At 62.1% G+C, this 17,236-nt stretch carries 14 protein-coding genes; 6 read left to right on the forward strand and 8 right to left on the reverse strand.

Annotation, left to right across the window (positions count from 1 at the left end; translation table 11 throughout):
* Positions 1–36: 36 nt before the first annotated feature.
* From ACRWA7_RS12290 to ACRWA7_RS12310, 5 genes are all read right to left on the reverse strand, one after another.
* A complete protein-coding gene (locus ACRWA7_RS12290) occupies positions 37–1,128 on the reverse strand; it encodes a WD40 repeat domain-containing protein (protein ID WP_438391258.1) in 1,092 nt (363 codons plus the stop codon).
* Positions 1,125–2,129 carry a CobW family GTP-binding protein gene (locus ACRWA7_RS12295; protein WP_438391259.1) on the reverse strand — a complete coding sequence of 335 codons (1,005 nt, stop codon included), beginning with the start codon at positions 2,127–2,129 and terminating at the stop codon, positions 1,125–1,127. Before ACRWA7_RS12295 ends, ACRWA7_RS12290 begins: the two co-directional genes overlap by 4 nt.
* Positions 2,126–2,443, reverse strand: a complete 318-nt coding sequence (locus tag ACRWA7_RS12300) for a hypothetical protein (RefSeq protein ID WP_438391260.1) — start codon at positions 2,441–2,443, stop codon at positions 2,126–2,128. The genes ACRWA7_RS12295 and ACRWA7_RS12300 overlap by 4 nt, the downstream gene beginning before the upstream one ends.
* A 24-nt stretch (positions 2,444–2,467) precedes the next feature.
* The gene (locus tag ACRWA7_RS12305; RefSeq protein WP_438391261.1) at positions 2,468–3,511 is read right to left on the reverse strand and encodes an NAD(P)-dependent alcohol dehydrogenase; all 1,044 of its coding nucleotides are present in this window, start codon (positions 3,509–3,511) and stop codon (positions 2,468–2,470) included.
* A gap of 299 nt (positions 3,512–3,810) precedes the next feature.
* Positions 3,811–4,560 (reverse strand): GntR family transcriptional regulator, encoded by a 750-nt coding sequence (locus ACRWA7_RS12310; RefSeq protein WP_438391262.1) that lies wholly within the window; start codon positions 4,558–4,560, stop codon positions 3,811–3,813.
* A gap of 144 nt (positions 4,561–4,704) precedes the next feature.
* Here ACRWA7_RS12310 and ACRWA7_RS12315 point away from each other — a divergent pair, with 144 nt between their 5' ends.
* The 4 genes from ACRWA7_RS12315 to ACRWA7_RS12330 all read left to right on the forward strand — a co-directional run bounded on the left by ACRWA7_RS12315 (position 4,705) and on the right by ACRWA7_RS12330 (position 10,428).
* Positions 4,705–5,883 (forward strand): mandelate racemase/muconate lactonizing enzyme family protein, encoded by a 1,179-nt coding sequence (locus ACRWA7_RS12315; RefSeq protein WP_060818508.1) that lies wholly within the window; start codon positions 4,705–4,707, stop codon positions 5,881–5,883.
* A 162-nt stretch (positions 5,884–6,045) separates the two neighbouring features.
* Positions 6,046–7,368: an MFS transporter gene (locus ACRWA7_RS12320; RefSeq protein ID WP_438391263.1), complete on the forward strand. Its 1,323-nt coding sequence runs from the start codon at positions 6,046–6,048 to the stop codon at positions 7,366–7,368.
* Positions 7,369–7,580: 212 nt separating this feature from the next.
* The gene (locus tag ACRWA7_RS12325; RefSeq protein WP_060818506.1) at positions 7,581–9,146 is read left to right on the forward strand and encodes a methyl-accepting chemotaxis protein; all 1,566 of its coding nucleotides are present in this window, start codon (positions 7,581–7,583) and stop codon (positions 9,144–9,146) included.
* A gap of 112 nt (positions 9,147–9,258) precedes the next feature.
* Positions 9,259–10,428 (forward strand): L-dopachrome tautomerase-related protein, encoded by a 1,170-nt coding sequence (locus ACRWA7_RS12330; protein ID WP_438391264.1) that lies wholly within the window; start codon positions 9,259–9,261, stop codon positions 10,426–10,428.
* 48 nt (positions 10,429–10,476) lie between these two features.
* On the opposite strand, the gene ACRWA7_RS12335 is transcribed toward ACRWA7_RS12330, so the two are convergent.
* Together ACRWA7_RS12335 and ACRWA7_RS12340 are read right to left on the reverse strand one after the other, a co-directional pair.
* Positions 10,477–11,406: a 3-hydroxyacyl-CoA dehydrogenase gene (locus ACRWA7_RS12335; protein ID WP_438391265.1), complete on the reverse strand. Its 930-nt coding sequence runs from the start codon at positions 11,404–11,406 to the stop codon at positions 10,477–10,479.
* A gap of 41 nt (positions 11,407–11,447) precedes the next feature.
* Positions 11,448–12,533, reverse strand: a complete 1,086-nt coding sequence (locus tag ACRWA7_RS12340) for an ATP-NAD kinase family protein (protein WP_438391266.1) — start codon at positions 12,531–12,533, stop codon at positions 11,448–11,450.
* A 155-nt stretch (positions 12,534–12,688) separates the two neighbouring features.
* Between ACRWA7_RS12340 and gcvPA the strand changes: the two genes are divergently transcribed.
* Both gcvPA and gcvPB read left to right on the forward strand, forming a co-directional pair.
* The gene (gene gcvPA, locus ACRWA7_RS12345) at positions 12,689–14,089 is read left to right on the forward strand and encodes an aminomethyl-transferring glycine dehydrogenase subunit GcvPA (protein ID WP_438391267.1); all 1,401 of its coding nucleotides are present in this window, start codon (positions 12,689–12,691) and stop codon (positions 14,087–14,089) included.
* Entirely contained in the window at positions 14,082–15,635 is a 1,554-nt protein-coding gene (gcvPB, locus tag ACRWA7_RS12350) for an aminomethyl-transferring glycine dehydrogenase subunit GcvPB (protein WP_438391268.1), read from the forward strand. The genes gcvPA and gcvPB overlap by 8 nt, the downstream gene beginning before the upstream one ends.
* 45 nt (positions 15,636–15,680) lie before the next feature.
* Here gcvPB and ACRWA7_RS12355 read toward each other — a convergent pair whose 3' ends face one another.
* Positions 15,681–17,090, reverse strand: a complete 1,410-nt coding sequence (locus tag ACRWA7_RS12355; protein WP_438391269.1) for an aminotransferase — start codon at positions 17,088–17,090, stop codon at positions 15,681–15,683.
* Between the last annotated feature and the right edge of the window lie 146 nt (positions 17,091–17,236).

Below are 17,236 nucleotides of genomic sequence, written 5' to 3' on the forward strand. Positions count from 1 at the left end.
TGCCTCCGTCTTTATGTAATAGGAATGGCGTGTCCCTCAATGCGTGCCTTCGAAGTGAAACAGCGCCTCCGGCAACAATACGAGACCGATCTCGCCCGTTTGCGTGCCCATGGCCAGCCGGCGGCCATCGGGCGACCACGTGACGGCGCTGACAGGACTGTCGCCAGACGGCTTCACGAAAAGAATGTCACTGCCGCCCGGCTGGCACAGCAGTACCGCGCCGTTGTGATACCCGACCGCGATCAACGGATGCGCAGGATGGCAAGCAACACACGTGACGGGCGTCTTGCCCGCGATGCCGCACTCTCCAGGTTGATCGTCGCCGCCGGGGGGGTCGAACCGCCAGCAGATCACGCGCGGACCGCCGCTAGTCACCAGAACGCGGCTGTCCGCCGAAAACGATAACGATCGAGGTTGCCCGGGATACCCGCCCATTTCGATGTCGCCGCCATCGGGCAAGCGCCATCCGTGCAGCGCGTTCTCCTCCATGCCGCTCACTAGATAACGGCCGTCGGGACTCCACGCAACGCTGCGGTGGTAGCCAGGCCACGCAAGCGGGCGGAGAACATGAGAGTCGACTGGCCACAGCGTGACGCCGCCACGGTGCGCAATCGCCAACTGGTCGCCGGTAGCATTGAAGACGAGGGCCGTCGCCGATCCAGGCAGCGGCAGGCTTGCCGGCCTCGTTCCCAGCCAGTGCACCCGGCGACCGGTTGCATAAGCTCGCCCGGCAGACGTTGTGGCAACGAGATCGATCCATTCGCCGGCGGAATCGATGAGTACCTCGATCGTACCGTCCACATTCAAGTGAACAAGCCGGCCGTCGTCTCCGCCACTCAGAAAGCCGCCTTCCGGATCGGCAGCAAGCGCAAGACACGTACCGTCATGCACGCTGAAACGGGTTACCGGCGTCGGCGGTTCTCGCGCAGGCACGAATTCGACACCGCCGCCCTGCCGGGGCCTGACCAAGGGTCCACCGGGCCACGCGGCCGCCGTGAACGCCACTGTGCCGTCGCCCAGCGCGAACCCTGCGTGGCTTCCCGCGAAGTCCCACGCAATGGCGACAACGGCGGCATCCGTCACCGAACGCGCCCCGAGCAATTCGATCAAAGGCAGCGGCGCGTTCATGAGTCGCTCGTGCAACGCCCAATGCTCTCCCGCAATCCGCGCCCATCGAGATTGCGGCCGATAAACACCAGCTTGCTATCGCGTACTTCATCGGCTCGCCAGGGCCGGTCGAAATCCGTGTCGATAGTCATGTGCACACCCTGGAACACGAAGCGACGGTCCGATCCCGCGAGGTCGACAATTCCCTTGGCTCGCAGCAAATCCTGACCCTGTTCGACCACTAACTGTTGCAGCCACGGAAGGAACCGGCTGCGCTCCAGCGGCTGCTCGACGCACAGCGACACGCAGTCTATGCCGTGGCTGTGACGGCCCGGATTCGTGGATATGCGACTGAATGGCCGCTCATCGCCCAAATGCTTCCGGACGTAATCCGGCGACGCGTCGATATGCAGGCGTCCAAGGTCAAACGCGCCTCGATCGAGTAATTGCGCAAGCGGCACCGCGCAGCGCACGCTGTGCAGCAACTCGGCGGTTGGATTGATTCCACGGATCGCCGCTTCTACCGACGCCAGGCTGGTTGCATCGACGAGATCCGTCTTGTTTAGCAACACGATGTCCGCCTGCGCCAGTTGTTCCGCAGGCTCGCGGCTATCGGCAAGACGTGATTGCAGATGCAGCGCGTCGGCCACGCAAATCACACTGTCGAGCCGTGTGCGCTGACGAATCTCGTCGTCAATAAAGAATGTCTGAACCACGGGCGCGGGATCCGCCAAACCAGACATCTCGATCAGGATGCCGTCGAAGCCGCCCTTGCGCTTGATTAATCCCGACACCACGCGGATCAGGTCCCCGCGCACCTTGCAGCACACGCAGCCGTTGTTCAGTTCTACTACTTCATCTTCCGCGCCAACGACGAGGCCTCCGTCAATGCCCAGTTCGCCGTATTCGTTGACGATAACGGCATAACGCCGGCCGTGCTGCTCGCGCAATATGCGATTGAGCAACGTGGTCTTGCCTGCGCCGAGAAAGCCGGTGAGCACCGTGACCGGAATTCGGTTCATTGCAACGCTCCGGGTTTTTTGCCGGGTTCCGCATTATCGAAATTCGCCAGCTCGTGCTCGAGCCACGCACGCTCGGCTTCAATCGCAAGCAGCTCGCTTTCGGATGCGCTCAAGCGCTCCCGCAATTGCGCGATATCCCGCGTCCGGTCCGGCGTGACGCCTTCGCGTTTCTCGCACGCAAGAGCGCATGCCAACTCGATCTCCGCGCCAGCGCAACGATTTTCGCCACGCAAATAGCGGGAATTCACCTCGGTCAATGCAATGACCAAGCGCACGCGCTCCGGAATTGGCGGCGAGTCTTGCGGTGGCGTCACGGCGTCCTCCCGACGGATTCATCGCTATGGAATGAGCACCGCACGGCCCCTGACCTTGCCGTGATGCAGGTCCTTGAGCGCTTGATTCGCCTCGCTCAGGCGGTATTCCTTTGTGGCCAGATGAACCAGTCCACGGTCGGCCAACGCCATCAGTTCGACCAGTTCGGGATACGTCCCGACCAGATTGCCGACAATCGTCTTCTCGCTGGTGATCATGTCGATAGTGGGCAACTCGATCTTGCCGCCATAACCGACGATGTAATAGAAGCCGCCGTTGCGCGTCATGTCGAGGCCTTTGGAAATCGCATCGCCTTCACCGACGAAATCGATGACCGCCTCCGCGCCATTGCCGCCGGTCAACTCGAGCACGCCTTGCACTTCGTCTGTCCCGCCCTTGACCGTATGATCGGCGCCGCATTCCTTCGCGAGTTGCAGCGCAGTTTCCGAACGGTCGACAACGATGATTTCAGCTGCGCAAAGCGCCTTCAAGACCTGAATGCCGATATGCCCCAGGCCCCCGGCGCCAATCACGACCGCAAACTGGCCCGGCAGCAAATGGCGCGATGCTTTCTTGGCCGCGCGGTACGCGGTCAGTCCGGCGTCGGTATAAGGCGCGACATCTTTAGGCGCCAGCGACGTGGGCAGTTTGATCAGGGACCGCTCGCCTGTCAGCAGGTATTCCGCGTATCCGCCATTCGCATTGATGCCTGGGAAACTGCTATCGGTTGCATGCATGTCGTCACCGCGCCGGCATGCAAGGCAGTGACCGCTGGTCACGAGCGGATGGCAGATCACGGGGTCGCCGACCTTGATGCTTTCCACGGCGGAGCCTACCGCCTCGACCCAGCCCGCGTTTTCGTGACCCATGATGTAGGGCAGGACAACGTCGACCTTGCTGCGCCAGATGCCTTCGACAACGTGCAGGTCGGTACGGCAAACACCCGCGCCTCCAATACGCACGATCACGTCTGTGGGGCGCGTGATTTTCGGATCCTCGACATCCTCATAACGCACGAACTCATCGCGGCTCAACGATTCATCGTATGCATGCAGCACGGAAGCTTTCACGTTTCGTCTCCTTGTCACGGCTTGACGGGGACATTTGGCCGGACGAACCGGGCGGGTTCTCCCGCGTTCCCTGTCGCGTTTTTATCGGTGTGGACTATGCAAGCTTTATGCCGATGGAACGCTCTTGAACCGGGCCAGGCGCGAAGCTTGGTGGAGAGAGGGGATGAGTCGCCGCTTCGGGTTTTCGGGTTTCGCGGACTGTCGCAGAATCGGACGCTTGATCGATAAGCGGACGCGGACGCTGTCGCGAAATGAAACACATGGACGCCGCCGCGTGCGTCACGATGTCTGGTCCATGCTCAGGGCAGTTCGTCGCCTGCAACCCAGCGCAATTCGCTGAGATAGTCTTGTGTATCGGTGATCGTCCATGAGCGGCGATATTCAACAGGCGCGCCACGCAGGTCGAACGCGGTGCGGACGGACAGCAACACCGGATGACCTGCAGGCAGGCCGAAGTCCTGCGCCACATCATCGGGCAGCAGACACGCCTGCAGGCGATCCTCCACGCGGCTCACCGACACGCCGCACTGCTGTTCCAGAAACGAATAGACAAGATGCGCGCTCGCGCCGTCGTCGCCCCATTCCTGCTCGCCCACGCGCGCGTGAGGAAAGGTGATCGTCTCGACGACGAGCGGGGTATCGTCAAGCGTGCGTCGCCGCCGCAACCGATAGACCCACGACCCCGCCACGAGCTTCAACGCGGCGCATTCGCCGGCGTCGGCCGTGGCGCGTTCGCGCAGCAGAATTGTGTCCACCGGCAAACGCTTCACGCCATTCCTTCGGTCGACAAGACGAAAGAAGCTCGTGAATGCACGCTCATTGGTCGCCCGCGCCACGAACGTGCCGCGCCCGCGATGTCGCGTCACGAGGCCCTGCCCGCTGAGTACGTCGAAGGCCTTGCGCACAGTGCCCACGCTGACTTTCAACTCCTTGGCAAGCGCCTCTTCTCCCGGCAGCAACTGACCTGGCAGCCATTCGCCGCCGACAATACGTTCGCGCAGATGCCTTGCCAGACGCACAAAGGCCGGGCTGAGATCGAGAGGGTCCATGCGCGAATTCTATATAGAATGTAGAAGCAACGCTACAGAATTTGATTCCCAAAGCCCGGCGTTCTTCATAAAGTTCATCTCGACGTTCACAGGGCGCGAGACCGCGTCCTGTCGACCCAGACTTTCACGCCGTCGAGACCCTTAATGAATCAAAACGTCCATCGCATCACCTCCGTCGAAGCACTGCACATCGGCCAGTTCCTTTATGCCCGCATCCGTACCGAAGCCGGTCTCACGGGCTATGGCGAAGCGGGCTCGTGGGGACATATCGAAGCGGCCAAGGCGGCGCTCGAGAAGTTCGGCAAATATCTCGTCGGTCAGGACGCGAACCAGATCGAGCTGCACTGGAACGTCATGCAGCGCTTCTCGCACTTTCGCGGCACCGCGGTCAACGCGGCGGTATCGGCTATCGATATTGCGCTGTGGGATCTGCTCGGCAAGCGCCTGCAAGTGCCGGTCTGGCAACTGCTTGGCGGCGCTTATCGGAACAAGCTGCGCGTGTACGGCCACGTCTATGCCGAAACGCTCGACGAAGTGCTGGCGGAATGCCGCCGTCTGCGCAGCGAAGGGTTCACCGCGGTCGGGCATATCAACCCGTTCCTCGACGAACCCGAAGGCGAGGCGTATTTCCGCTCGCACGCGGGCAAGGTGCGCGACGCGAAAGAGCGCGTGATGGCGTTCCGCGAGGCCGTTGGTCCGGACGTCGACCTGCTGATCGAAATGCACCGCCGGCTTTCGCCGGCCGAAGCAATCGCCATCGGCCAAGTGCTCGAGCCGCTCACTCCAATGTGGCTCGAAGACCCGTTGCGCCCCGAGTTCTATCCGCAGATGACGACAGTCGGCCACGCGATCCGCGTGCCGATTGCGACGGGCGAGCGCTTCTCCACACCGGCCGAGTTTCATTTGCAGCTTGCGGGCGGCGGCGTGCGCTATGCGCGCACGTCGGTGTGTGTGTGCGGCGGCATTACCGGCGCGAAGAAAATCGCGGCGCTCGCCGAAGCGCAGAACGTCGACATCGCGCCTCACAACCCGCTCTCGCCCATCAGTCTCGCAGCGTGCATGCAGGTCGCGGCGGCCGTCCCGAACTTTGCGATCCAGGAGTATCCGACGGGCTTCGAGAACCTCGTGCTGAAGTCGGGCCAGAAGCTGCTTGGCTCGGATCTGGTCAAAGGCCATCCTGTGCCGAAAGCGGGCTTTATCGCGGTGCCGGATGCGCCGGGGATCGGTGTCGAATTGCACGATAACGTGGAAGCGCTGCGCGAACCGCTCTATCGGCCGGTATCGATGCGTCGCACTATCGACGGCGCGCCACTCGATCAATAACGCAAACGGCGCTCACCATGCTTCATCTCATCATCGGCCTTGCGTCCTTGCTCGTTGAGTTCAACGAAGCCGCTGCCGGAAGCGGTGAGATGGCCGAGATGGGCGGCGGCCCGCGCTGTTCGCGAGCCGCACGATGAATAACAAATCAACCAGGAGACCGCCATGAACCACACGACGACAGAGGTCCAGGGCGTCGGCAGGAATCGTTGGCTCATCGTGTTGCCGATGACTTTCGCCGTCTACATGCTGTCGTATTTCGACCGCGTCAACATCGCCATGGCATTGCCGCACATGTCGAAGGAACTCGGCCTCACATCGGTTCAGGCCGGCTGGGTTGGAGGCGCTTTCGCGTGGGGCTATGCGCTCACGCAACTGCTCGCCGGCTGGCTCTCGCTCAAGTTCGGCGCGCGCCGCCTTGTCGCAATCTGCCTTGTGTTGTTCGGGGGCGCGGCCATGCTGACAGGCATCGCGCATTCGTTCTGGCAAATACTGGCTGTGCGCATACTTCTCGGCTGCGCCGAAGGCCCAGTCTACGCGGCGACCTCCATGCTGCTCGCGCAATGGTTCATGAAGGCCGAGCGCGGACGCGCATTCGGCATCTGGAACCTGGGCGCGCCGCTCGGCGGCTTTCTCGCGGGTCCCATTTCCGGCGCGTTGATCTCGCATTACGACTGGCGCGTGATGCTTATTGCCGAAGGCTTGCCCGCCTGGATCTTCTGCGCCGTCTGGTTCAAGGCGATTCCGCCGAGCCTCGACCTTGCGCGCTGGCTTGGCGGCGAGGATCGTGCGTTCATCCAGCGCGATCTCGTCGAAGAGCAGGCCGCTTACGCCCAGCCCGAAAGCGATCCGTGGTGGACCATCTTCAGCGAGCCGGCCGTGTGGCTTTTGACCGTCGGCTTCGGGCTCAATACAATCCTGCTCTACGGTACGACCTTGTGGCTGCCGTCCATACTGAAGTCGTATGGAACACTAAGCGAAACGACCATCGGCTTTCTCGCTGGCGCGCCCTTCGTGATGTCGATGCTCGGCATCTACTACATCAGCCGCCGCTCCGACCGTCATGGCCAGGAACGCCGCTGGCATGCCGCCGTGCCGACCATGCTGACCGGGGTCCTGATGATCGTCGCCGCTTTCGTGCCGGCGCCGCTCTTCTGGCTGCAGATCGCGCTCTTCATTGCGCTGGGCTTCACGCTGAAGATGCTGATGCCGCTTGTGTTCGCACGTCTCACGGAAATCCTCCCTATGCGCAAGGCCATGCCGGCGGTGGCGTTCGTGAGTGGTGTCGGCAATCTGATCGGCCAGTTCCTTGGGCCCTTGATGGTCGGCTACGTGCGCTCGCTGTCGGCCGACTATAAGCTGTCGCTGCTGGCGCTTGGTCTGTCGGCCCTTGCTGGCGGGATCGCAATCGCGCTGTCGAAAACGGCTGCGGAACGGCTGCCGGGTCACATCCAGGCAGGCATGCACGCCGCCGACGAAGCGAAATAGCATAAGCCGCCGCATACCCGATCCAACCGTTCAAAAGCGCATTTCCATTCCGTTCATGGAAGGAAACAGCGAGACAGGTTGATCGGGTAACCATGCGCCCGCGTCCCTCCTCCGTGCTTCATGGCATCGACAATTCGTGTTGCTGCCGCACTCAAGTTTTCCGCTCAATGGTCGTAAACCATGGATCGAGACATTCAGGCAAAGGCGTGACTATGAAACGATTAGGCATCGGCGGCAAATTGTGGATCACGCTGGGAATCATGTGGGTGGGCCTTGTTGTGCTGGGCGGCTGGGCGTCGCTGAAAAGCAAAGACTCGATGCTCGAAGAGCGGGAAGCAGGCGTCAAGAATATCGTCGAGAGTTCGCTCAGTATTCTCAAGGTGTATGACAACAAGGTCGCTGAACATGCGTTGTCCCTGCAAGAGGCGCAAAGCGCGGCGCTCAAGGAGCTTGGGTCCATCAGATATGGCAAGGACGGCTATCTGTTCGTCTTCGATCCGCGGCCAGTCGTCCTCGCAATCGGAAATGCCTCGGTCAAGTCGCTGATTGGCCAAAACGTTTCGGAGCGTGCAGACCCCAACGGCAAGCACTACTACGTCGATCTTGCGAAAGCGGCTGCGGCCGGAGGCGGTTTCGTCACCTATTCGGGCGTCGCGCCCGGTAATGGGGCGCTCGTACCGAAGGTCAGCTACGCGGCGCAATACACGCCCTGGGGATGGAACGTCGGATCGGGCGTGTTTCTGACCGATATCGACGCAGCATTCAAAGCAAATCTGATCAAATATCTGGCGATACTTAGTTGCATTGGTTTGCTTGTCTCGGTCGTCATGTTCTTCGTGATCCGAAGCATCAAGAGCAGTCTCGGTGGCGAGCCTGCTTATGCCGCAGGAATTGTCGAGCAGATTTCAGAAGGCGATCTGTCAGTACAGGTCAATCTCTCGAGCTCGGGTACAGAAAGCCTGCTTGCCGGCATGGACCGGATGCAGCGAAATCTCGCCGCCGCGGTGCAGACCGTCCGTGAAAGCGCAATGTCCATAGACGTGGCGTCGCGTGAACTTGCATCGGGCAACACCAATCTGTCCACGCGTACGGAACAGCAGGCTGCGTCGCTTGAGGAGACCGCCTCAAGCATGGAAGAACTCGCCGCCACCGTCAAACAAAACGCCAGCAACGCCCAGCAGGCAGCAGAGCTTGCGAGGGGAGCGTCGGAGTTGACGGCGCGCAGCAGCGGGTTCGTAGCCGAACTGGTCTCGACAATGCATGCTATCGGCCAGCAATCGGACCAGGTCGGGCAAATTGTGGCAACGATTGAAGGCATCGCCTTCCAGACCAACATTCTCTCGCTGAATGCTGCCGTGGAAGCCGCTCGCGCCGGCGAACAGGGACGCGGCTTCGCTGTCGTGGCCAATGAAGTCAGAACCTTGGCCCAACGCTGCGCGGCCGCGGCCAAGGAGACGCGCGCGATCATTGATACATCGGCGAGCACCGCCCTGGGCGGCTCCAGCATTGCCGATAAAACCGGCGCCGCCATGCAGGACGTCGTTGATGCGATTACCAGCGTAGCGCGCATCGTGGCCGAAATCTCGTCTGCATCCGACGAGCAGCGAGCCGGAATTGAACAGGTTCATCAGGCGATCAATCAGATGGACGAGGTCACGCAGCAAAACGCTGCGCTCGTCGAGCAAGCCGCGGCAGCCGCGGGTTCGCTTACCGATCAGACGCGCAGCCTGCAGGACGCAATGTCCGTTTTTAAACTTTTGGATACCGCGAGGGCATAACCAGGGCCTTGGCACGGATTGCGCACTTCGATGCTTGCCTCAAAATCGATTCCGTCTTCGCGCGTATTATGGGTCGCTTCTATCTGCTACACCTTTAAACAAAGGAGACAGCATGAAGAGCGTCCCTACACGGTTCAACGTTCGCCGCCAGGTGTTGGCAAGCATCGGATTGCTTGGGCTCGGCACGGTCCTGCCCGCCCATGCATCGGGCAATCGTGAGCCGAAGCTGGAAACCGTCGCCAGCTTCGACGATGACTTCCGATTAGTCGGTATCGCGGTGTCCCGCACGGGCCGTGTGTTCGCTACAGCGCCCGCGTCTGTCAAGCGATCGCGCTACAGCATGGTCGAAGTCGATCCCGCTACAGGCGCGCTCCGGCCGTTTCCCGATGAAAGCTGGAACGTCTTCAAGCCTGCGGAAAGCGGGCACCGTCAGTGGATTTCGGTGCAGGCGCTTTGGGTCGACGAACAGGATCATTTATGGGCGCTGGATTCGTCGCTGCCATCGGTCGATCAAAGCAGCCAGCCTCCCAAGCTGATCGAGTTCGATCTCGCAACGAACCAGATCGTGCGTGAGTTCAGCTATGAAAAAGTGGCAACTCCCAAGGACTCGCTCAACGATATCCGCGTGGATCTCAAACATGGCTACGCGACAATCAGCAACGCGGGCAATCAAGGCGGGGTGGTATTAACGAAGCTCGATAGCGGCGAATCGCGCATGGTTCTGGCGGGCGACCGGTCGAGCGTCTCCGATCCAAAACAGCATCTGATGTTCGGCGACAGGATAGCGCGCAAGCTGGACGGCGGCGTGATCGTGTTGCAGACCGACGGGATTGCGCTGTCTCCCGATCGCGCGTGGTTATATTACAGGCCGCTAACCGATCACCACTATTGGCGCGTCCCGACCGCCGCGCTCTACGACACATCGCTATCCGCCGATGAACTCGCAAAGCGCGTGCAATACCTGGGCGACTACGCGCTTACTGGCGGCCTCATCATGAGTGGCGACGGCGTGCTGTATGGCGGCGATCTGGAGAACCGGACCGTTGTCGCGCTCAACGTGGTCGAGCGCAAGGGCAAGCCCGCGCTCAAGCAACATACGCTGGTCGGGCGTCACGACGAATTGTCGTGGGCGGACGGCTTCGCCATACAAAACGGTTACTTGTACATTGCGGACTCTCATCTGCACGAGACGAATTTCTCGAATGGATATCCGCGCAAGGGCAAGTTCGCGATCTTTCGGGTTCGGCTACCTCGCCAGCCGGCGAATCTGCCGGCGGGTTGAACTGAACGCGTTGGTCTCTGCAAAAGGCGGGGTCACGTATCCGGGCGATTATCGCGCCGCATTGCGCTCGCGAATGAGCGCCATCAACCGGCGATCCCGCCATTGCACGCGCGCGTCCCATTCATCGAGCGGCAAGGCGGCGCGCCGTTCGCTCGCAACCTGTGCGACCAGATCGGGCGTCCATGGGTCATGCTGTCCACGCGCAGCGCCCATGCGGGCATACGCCGGCCCCATCTTCTGCGCGTGTGAAGCAATGCCGCCACGTGTATTCAGGTCCACGGTTTCAAACGGTCCCGTAACCGACCAGCGCAAACCCACGCCATCGCGCATCACGCGGTCGATATCCTCGGCCGATGCAATTCCGTCACGGACCAGGCAATACGCTTCGCGCAACACAGCGCCTTGCAAGCGGTTGAAGACGAAGCCCTCGATCTCACCGCATACGCGCACCGCCTGCAGGCCGGCGGCTTCATAGAGTTCGAGCGCGCGGCGAACCGCGTTGTCCGATGTAAATGGCGCAGGCACGATCTCTATGACGGGGATCAGATACGGCGGATTGCCCGGGTGCGCGACCAGACACCGTTCACACCCATGCAGCGAATCGGCGAACGACGAAGCCACCAAAGCCGACGACGAACTGGCAAGTACCGTGTCGGCTGGAACAAGCGCATCCAGTTGCGCGAACAACTCACGCTTGAGGTCCAGACGTTCGGGCGCGCATTCCTGTACCAGGGCGGCGTCACGCACCGCGTCAGCAAGCTTGTCGACTACAGAGATGCGTGCAAGCAATGATTCGGGCGCGTGATCGAGCAGACCGAATTCCTGCAGGTCCTCGAGCCGGGCGCGTACTTCCGGCACGACAGCGCGACGGCGGCCGTCGTCCGGATCATAGAGCTTCACGGTGAAACCCGAGCGCGCGAATACAATGCAGAACGCCACGCCTATGCTGCCGCCGCCAACTATCGCGACTGTCGACATCCATCCTCCTTTTCCGCTATTCGGGTTGAAACCGCCATGCGTCAATTCATGACCCGCATGACCATGCTGCGATTGGCGCCCGTGCGAATCCGCAAGGGGCCCGCAAGGGCGCGGTCGATGTCCGCGTCGCCGGTATCGACAAAGAGCCGGCCGTCCGCGAGCGACAACAGCTTGGCCACGCTCGCGACTGCCTCGATGCGATTACGCGGTACGCGCGCCAGCACGCGGGCGCTGATCGGCTGATTGCCGCGGCCAAACAGACAACCCTGGCGTCCGATGACACCGACCACAATCGCCGCCGACGGCCACTCATCGAGCAGGCCGAGCAGGGTCGCCTCGGACGCGTCGGCGGCAATCAGCCGGCCATCTGCAATGGCATCCACGCCCAGCATGGTGCCCTTCACGCCCGCGTGTCCGCAAAGCGTCGCCATGGTCGTGCCGGGTCCCACGATATACAGCGTGCCGTGCTCGAACTGCGCGGCGAGTTGCCGGCATGCGGCGTCCGTGTCGGCACGGTCGTTGGCCGGCATCTGCGCCTTGCTGCCCTGCATGCGCGCGCGGTCAACGGGCGCGAGCGCGTAACCGTGCAGACGCGATGAACTCCGGTCGGCGCGCAGCATGCTTTCGTCGATATCGAGCAGTTCCACGGCCTGCACGTCGAATGGTCCGCGCGCGCAACGCGCCGCCAGTTCGCCGGCGCGTGATGCGTTCATTGCGAACACGCCGGAGTACATCTTCACGCCGCAAGGCACGCCAATCAGCGGCACGTCCATGGCGGCGGCCGTGGCGACGTCGCGGGCCGTGCCGTCGCCGCCGGCAAACAGGATCAGCTTCGCGCCTGCATCGATAAACGATTGGCACGCCGCACGCGTATCCGTCGGCGACGTCACGGCGCTTTTCGGCCATGCAACCACGCGCGCCGGCAGGCCGGCCTCGCGGCACGCGTCCTCGCCCATCGGCCCCGCGGCGGTCACGATCTGTACGCCGCCAAGTTTCAGCAGCGCCGGCATGGCGCGCCTCGCGGCACCGAAGGACGCATTGAGTTCGCGCGCCGCGGCGACCGTGTCCGCTCCGTCGCTGCCTTTCAGTCCGACCGCGCCGCCCACGCCGGCAAACGGATTTATCACGACACCTATGCACAGTGACACGACGCGTTTTTTGGCCTTGCGGCATCAAATTGATCTGGCTATATTGTGCGCCATATAAACAAATGTGCGCAACATAAAATCGTTGGGCGTACATCATTGGAGCAATGTGAATGCGATCCTGTCCGCATCCTTTCATGGCCAATTCCATCGACGCGATTCAGCAGGAAATGCTGACGGCTATCGGCGCGAACAGCGTCGCGGAATTGTTCGAGCAGATTCCCGGCGAGCACATGACCCGGAGACCGGTCGCGCTGCCGCCCACGCTGAGTTCCGAAGCCGCGCTGCGGCGCCATCTGATCGATACCCTGAGCCGCAACGATCATTGCGAAAGCCATCTGAGCTTTCTGGGCGGCGGCTGCTGGCGTCATCACGTTCCGGCCATCTGCGACGAAATCGCGCGCCGCAGTGAATTCCTGACGTCGGTATGGGGAACGCCTTCATCGGATCAAGGCCGCTATCAGGCGTGGTTCGAGTTCTGCAGCCAGCTTGGCGAACTGGTCGATTGCGATCTCGTCGGCCTGCCCGTCTACACGTGGGGCTGCGCCGCCGGGCACGCGCTGCGCATGGCGTCGCGGCTGAATGGCCGGCGTACCGTGCTCGTGCCCGAAGCAATCGATCCCGAGCGCCTGGCCGTGATCCGCAATTACTGCGAACCGCCGGAGATGCGCGAGCATTTGAACGTCGTGCAAATGCGGTTCGAGCCGGCGACGGGCCGGATCGATCTGGCCCACCTCGCCCATCTCGTCGATACCGCCGCGAAAGCCGGCGCCGATCTCTCCGCCATCTACATCGAGACGCCCAATTATCTGGGCGTGATCGAAGAAGACGCCGAACAAATCGCGCAAATCGCCCACGCGGCAGGCGCGGAAATGATCGTCGGCGTGGACCCTGTCTCGCTCGGCGTGCTGGCGCCGCCGCCCGCTTACGGCGCGGATATCGTCGTTGGGACCACGCAGCCGCTTGGCGTGCACATGCTTGGCGGCGGTGGACTTGGCGGGTTTATCGCGACTCGCGACGAAGAGCGTTATGCGCGCGAATATCCGACCTTGCTCGTGAGCCTGACCGGCACCAGCCGGCCCGGCGAAATTGGCTTTGGGCTGTCGCTCGCGGAGCAGTCGTCGTATGGATCGCGTGAGAACGGCAAGGACTGGACGGGCAATTCGGTTTATCTGTGGGCGATCGCGAACGCGGTGTATCTCTCGCTGATGGGCCCGCAGGGCTTCGAGGACATAGGCCGGCTGATCATGGCGCATGCGCGCTATGCAGCAACGCGCCTCGCCGGCCTTCCCGGCGTCAAGGTGCCGCTCGCCGGCAGCGCGTTCAAGGAATTTGTCGTCGACTTTTCAGCAACGGGACGCAGCGTAGCCTCGATCAACCAGTCGTTGCGCGCGCGGGGCATTTTTGGCGGTCACGATTTGTCGCCCGATCTCCCCGCGCTCGGCCAAAGCGCGCTCTATTGCATCACCGAACTTCACGAACGGCGCGATATCGACCGTTTGATCGACACGCTCAGCGAGATCCTGAACCATGAATGACACGCCAGCCTTGCGCCGCTATCACGCGGCCGTGTGGGACGAACCCATCGTCATGGACATGTCGCGAGCGGGCCGGCGCGGCGTGCTGTTTCCCGCCATCGATACCGCCATTACAGACGTCGTGGGCGATCCGGAACAGCTCGTCCCGGCATCCATGCGCCGTGCGACGCGTCCCGCGCTGCCGGAAATGTCCGAGCCTGATGTGCTGCGTCATTACCTGCACCTGTCGCAGCAAACGCTCGGCATGATGGGCATTTCGCTCTTCGGCACCTGCACGATGAAATACAACGCGCGGCTGAACGAAGCCATCACGTCCCGCGATGAAGTCGCCGAACTGCATCCGCGCCAGCATCCCGACACACTGCAGGGAACGCTTGAAATCATCCATTCGCTCGATCTCGCGCTGCGCGAACTCTCCGGCATGGACCGCTTCGTATTCCAGGCGGCGGGCGGCGCGGACGCAGCCTACACGCACGCGTGCATCACGCGCGCGTATCACGCCGCGCGCGGCGAGCTTGAAACGCGCGACGAGATCATCACGACCATCCAGTCGCATCCGTGCAATCCCGCGACCGCCGCAACGGCGGGTTTCAAGGTCATCACGCTGGCGCTGGATGCGGACGGCTATCCGTCGGTCGAGGCGCTGAAGTCGGTTGTATCGAATCGCACGGCTGCGCTGATGGTCAACAATCCGGACGACATGGGCATCTATAACCCGCACATCAAGGAATGGGTTCGGATCGTGCATGAAGCGGGCGGCCTGTGTTTTTACGACCACGCCAATTTCAATGGCGTGATGAGCCGGATCCGTGCGCGCGAACTCGGTTTCGACGCCTGCATGTTCATGCTGCACAAGACCTTCGGCGGTCCAAAGGGTGGCGGCGGCCCGGCGGTCGGCGCATACGGTTGCACCCGTGCGCTCGCGCCGTATCTGCCGGGCCCGCTGGTCGTGCGCCGCGGCGACGCCTACACGCTCGAGGCGGGCGCGGAATCGAGCATTGGCCGGGTGCGCGAATTTCTCGGCAATGTGCAGACTGTCGTGAAGGCCTACGCGTGGATTCGCGCGATGGGCGCCGAAGGCATCGCCACGGCGGCCGACCTGTCGGTGCTCGCGAACAACTACATGACGCAGGCGCTCTCGAAGATTCGCGGCGTGACGTGCTCGCACCCGCACATCGGCGCGTGGCGCATGGAGATGACGCGCTTCAGCCTTGAAGTCATGGAACGGGAAACCGGTGTGAGCGTGTTCGACGTCCAGAACCGCATGGTGGATTTTGGTATCGATGCATTCTGGCTCGCGCACGAACCGTGGATCGTGCCGCAGCCGTTCACGCCGGAAGCGGGGGAAATGTGGTCGAAAGAGGATATCGATACATGGATTGCCGTGCTGCAGCGCATTTCCGACGAAGCCTATTGCACGCCGGAAATCGTGCGCACCGCGCCGCATAATCATCCGGCCGGTCGTATCGATACCGAACCGCTCGAAGATCCGTCGCGCTGGGCGATGACGTGGCGCGCGCATCTGAAAAAACGCGCGCAAGCCTGATACGGCAATGCGGCGCCGCCCGTAAGCGGCGCCTATGCAATAGCGTCAGCCTTTCCAGTGCCCTTCGGCCTTGAGCTCGGCAAACACCTTGTCCACCGAGATTCTCGCGCGCTTCACCATCTCCGCGATCTCGTCCTCCGAAATGACGAACGGCGGCGAGAACGCGATCGAATCGCCATCGGGCAAGCCTCGTGTAATCAGGCCGTTCGCAAGCGCCGCCTTCGCCACGCGCACGCCCACTTTCAACGCGGGATCAAAGCGTGTTGCCGGATTGCGCGCGGCAACGAACTCGACCGCGCCGATCAGCCCGAAGCCGCGCACGTCGCCCACCGCCGGATGATCCGCGAACGCCGCACGCAAGTGCTTGTGCATGACTTCGCCGCGCGCGCCTGCCTGGGCGACCAGGTTTTCATCTTCGATGAGCTTGAGGTTGGCAAGCGCCGCCGCCGCCGCAACCGGATGGCCGCTGTAGGTGAAGCCGTGGCCGAACACGCCGAGCTTGTCGCTGCCCGCGCGGATGCCCTGCCACACTTTCTCCGACACCAGACTCGCCGACAACGGCACGTAAGCCGACGTCACGCCCTTCGCGACCGTGATCAGGTCGGGCTTCATGCCCATCGCCTCGGTGCCGAACAGGGTGCCGAGCCGGCCAAAGCCGCAGATCACTTCGTCGGCAATCAGCAGGATGTCGTATTTGTCGAGGATCTTCTGAATGGCCGGATAGTAGCCGGCCGGCGGCACGATCACGCCGCCCGCGCCCATCACGGGTTCCATGATCATGGCGCCCACGGTGTCGGGGCCTTCGGCAAGGATCAGTTGCTCGAGGTCGTTCGCGAGCTTCGCAACGAACTCCGCGTCGCTCTGACCGGGCTCGGCTTCCCACAAACGATGCGGCGCCGTGGTGTGCTTGATGAAGGACAGCGGCAGGTCGAAGCCGTTATGCAGCCCGGGCAGCCCGGTCATGCCCGCCGTCACCACGGTCACGCCGTGATAACCACGCCTGCGCGCGATGATCTTTTTCTTGAGCGGCAGGCCCCGCGCATTGTTGTAATACCAGACGAGCTTGACCTGGGTATCGTTCGCATCCGATCCCGAATTGCCGAAGAAAACCTTGGACATGGGCACCGGCGACATCTCGATCAGCTTCTGCGAAAGCAGGATCGGGAGGTCCGTCGACATCGATGCAAACGTATGGTAGTACGGCAGCTTCAGCGCCTGCGCGTGCATGGCGTCGGCAATCTCCCGGCGTCCGTAGCCAATGTTCACGCACCACAAGCCCGCCATGGAATCAATGTAGCGCTCCCCGCGATTGTCCTCCAGCCATACGCCCTCGCCCTTCACCATCACCAGCGGCCCCGCGCGCTCGTGATCGCTCAATGCCGTGAACGGATGAAAGAAGAACTGCCGGTCCAGATCGTTGAGATCGGGCGCTGGGCCCGCGACGGGGAAACTCATGAACATTCTCCAGGTTGGCGACGCATTGCGATGCATCCATGACAGCATCGAACGCACATTTGTGCGCATTGCGTCATTTTGGGCGATATGAGAACATAAATCAACGAATCGAAAATGCTTCGAAGCCCAAACAGGAGGATTTCAAT

It is taken from the genome of Caballeronia sp. DA-9 (genome assembly GCF_051615025.1).
GTDB lineage: Bacteria > Pseudomonadota > Gammaproteobacteria > Burkholderiales > Burkholderiaceae > Caballeronia > Caballeronia sordidicola.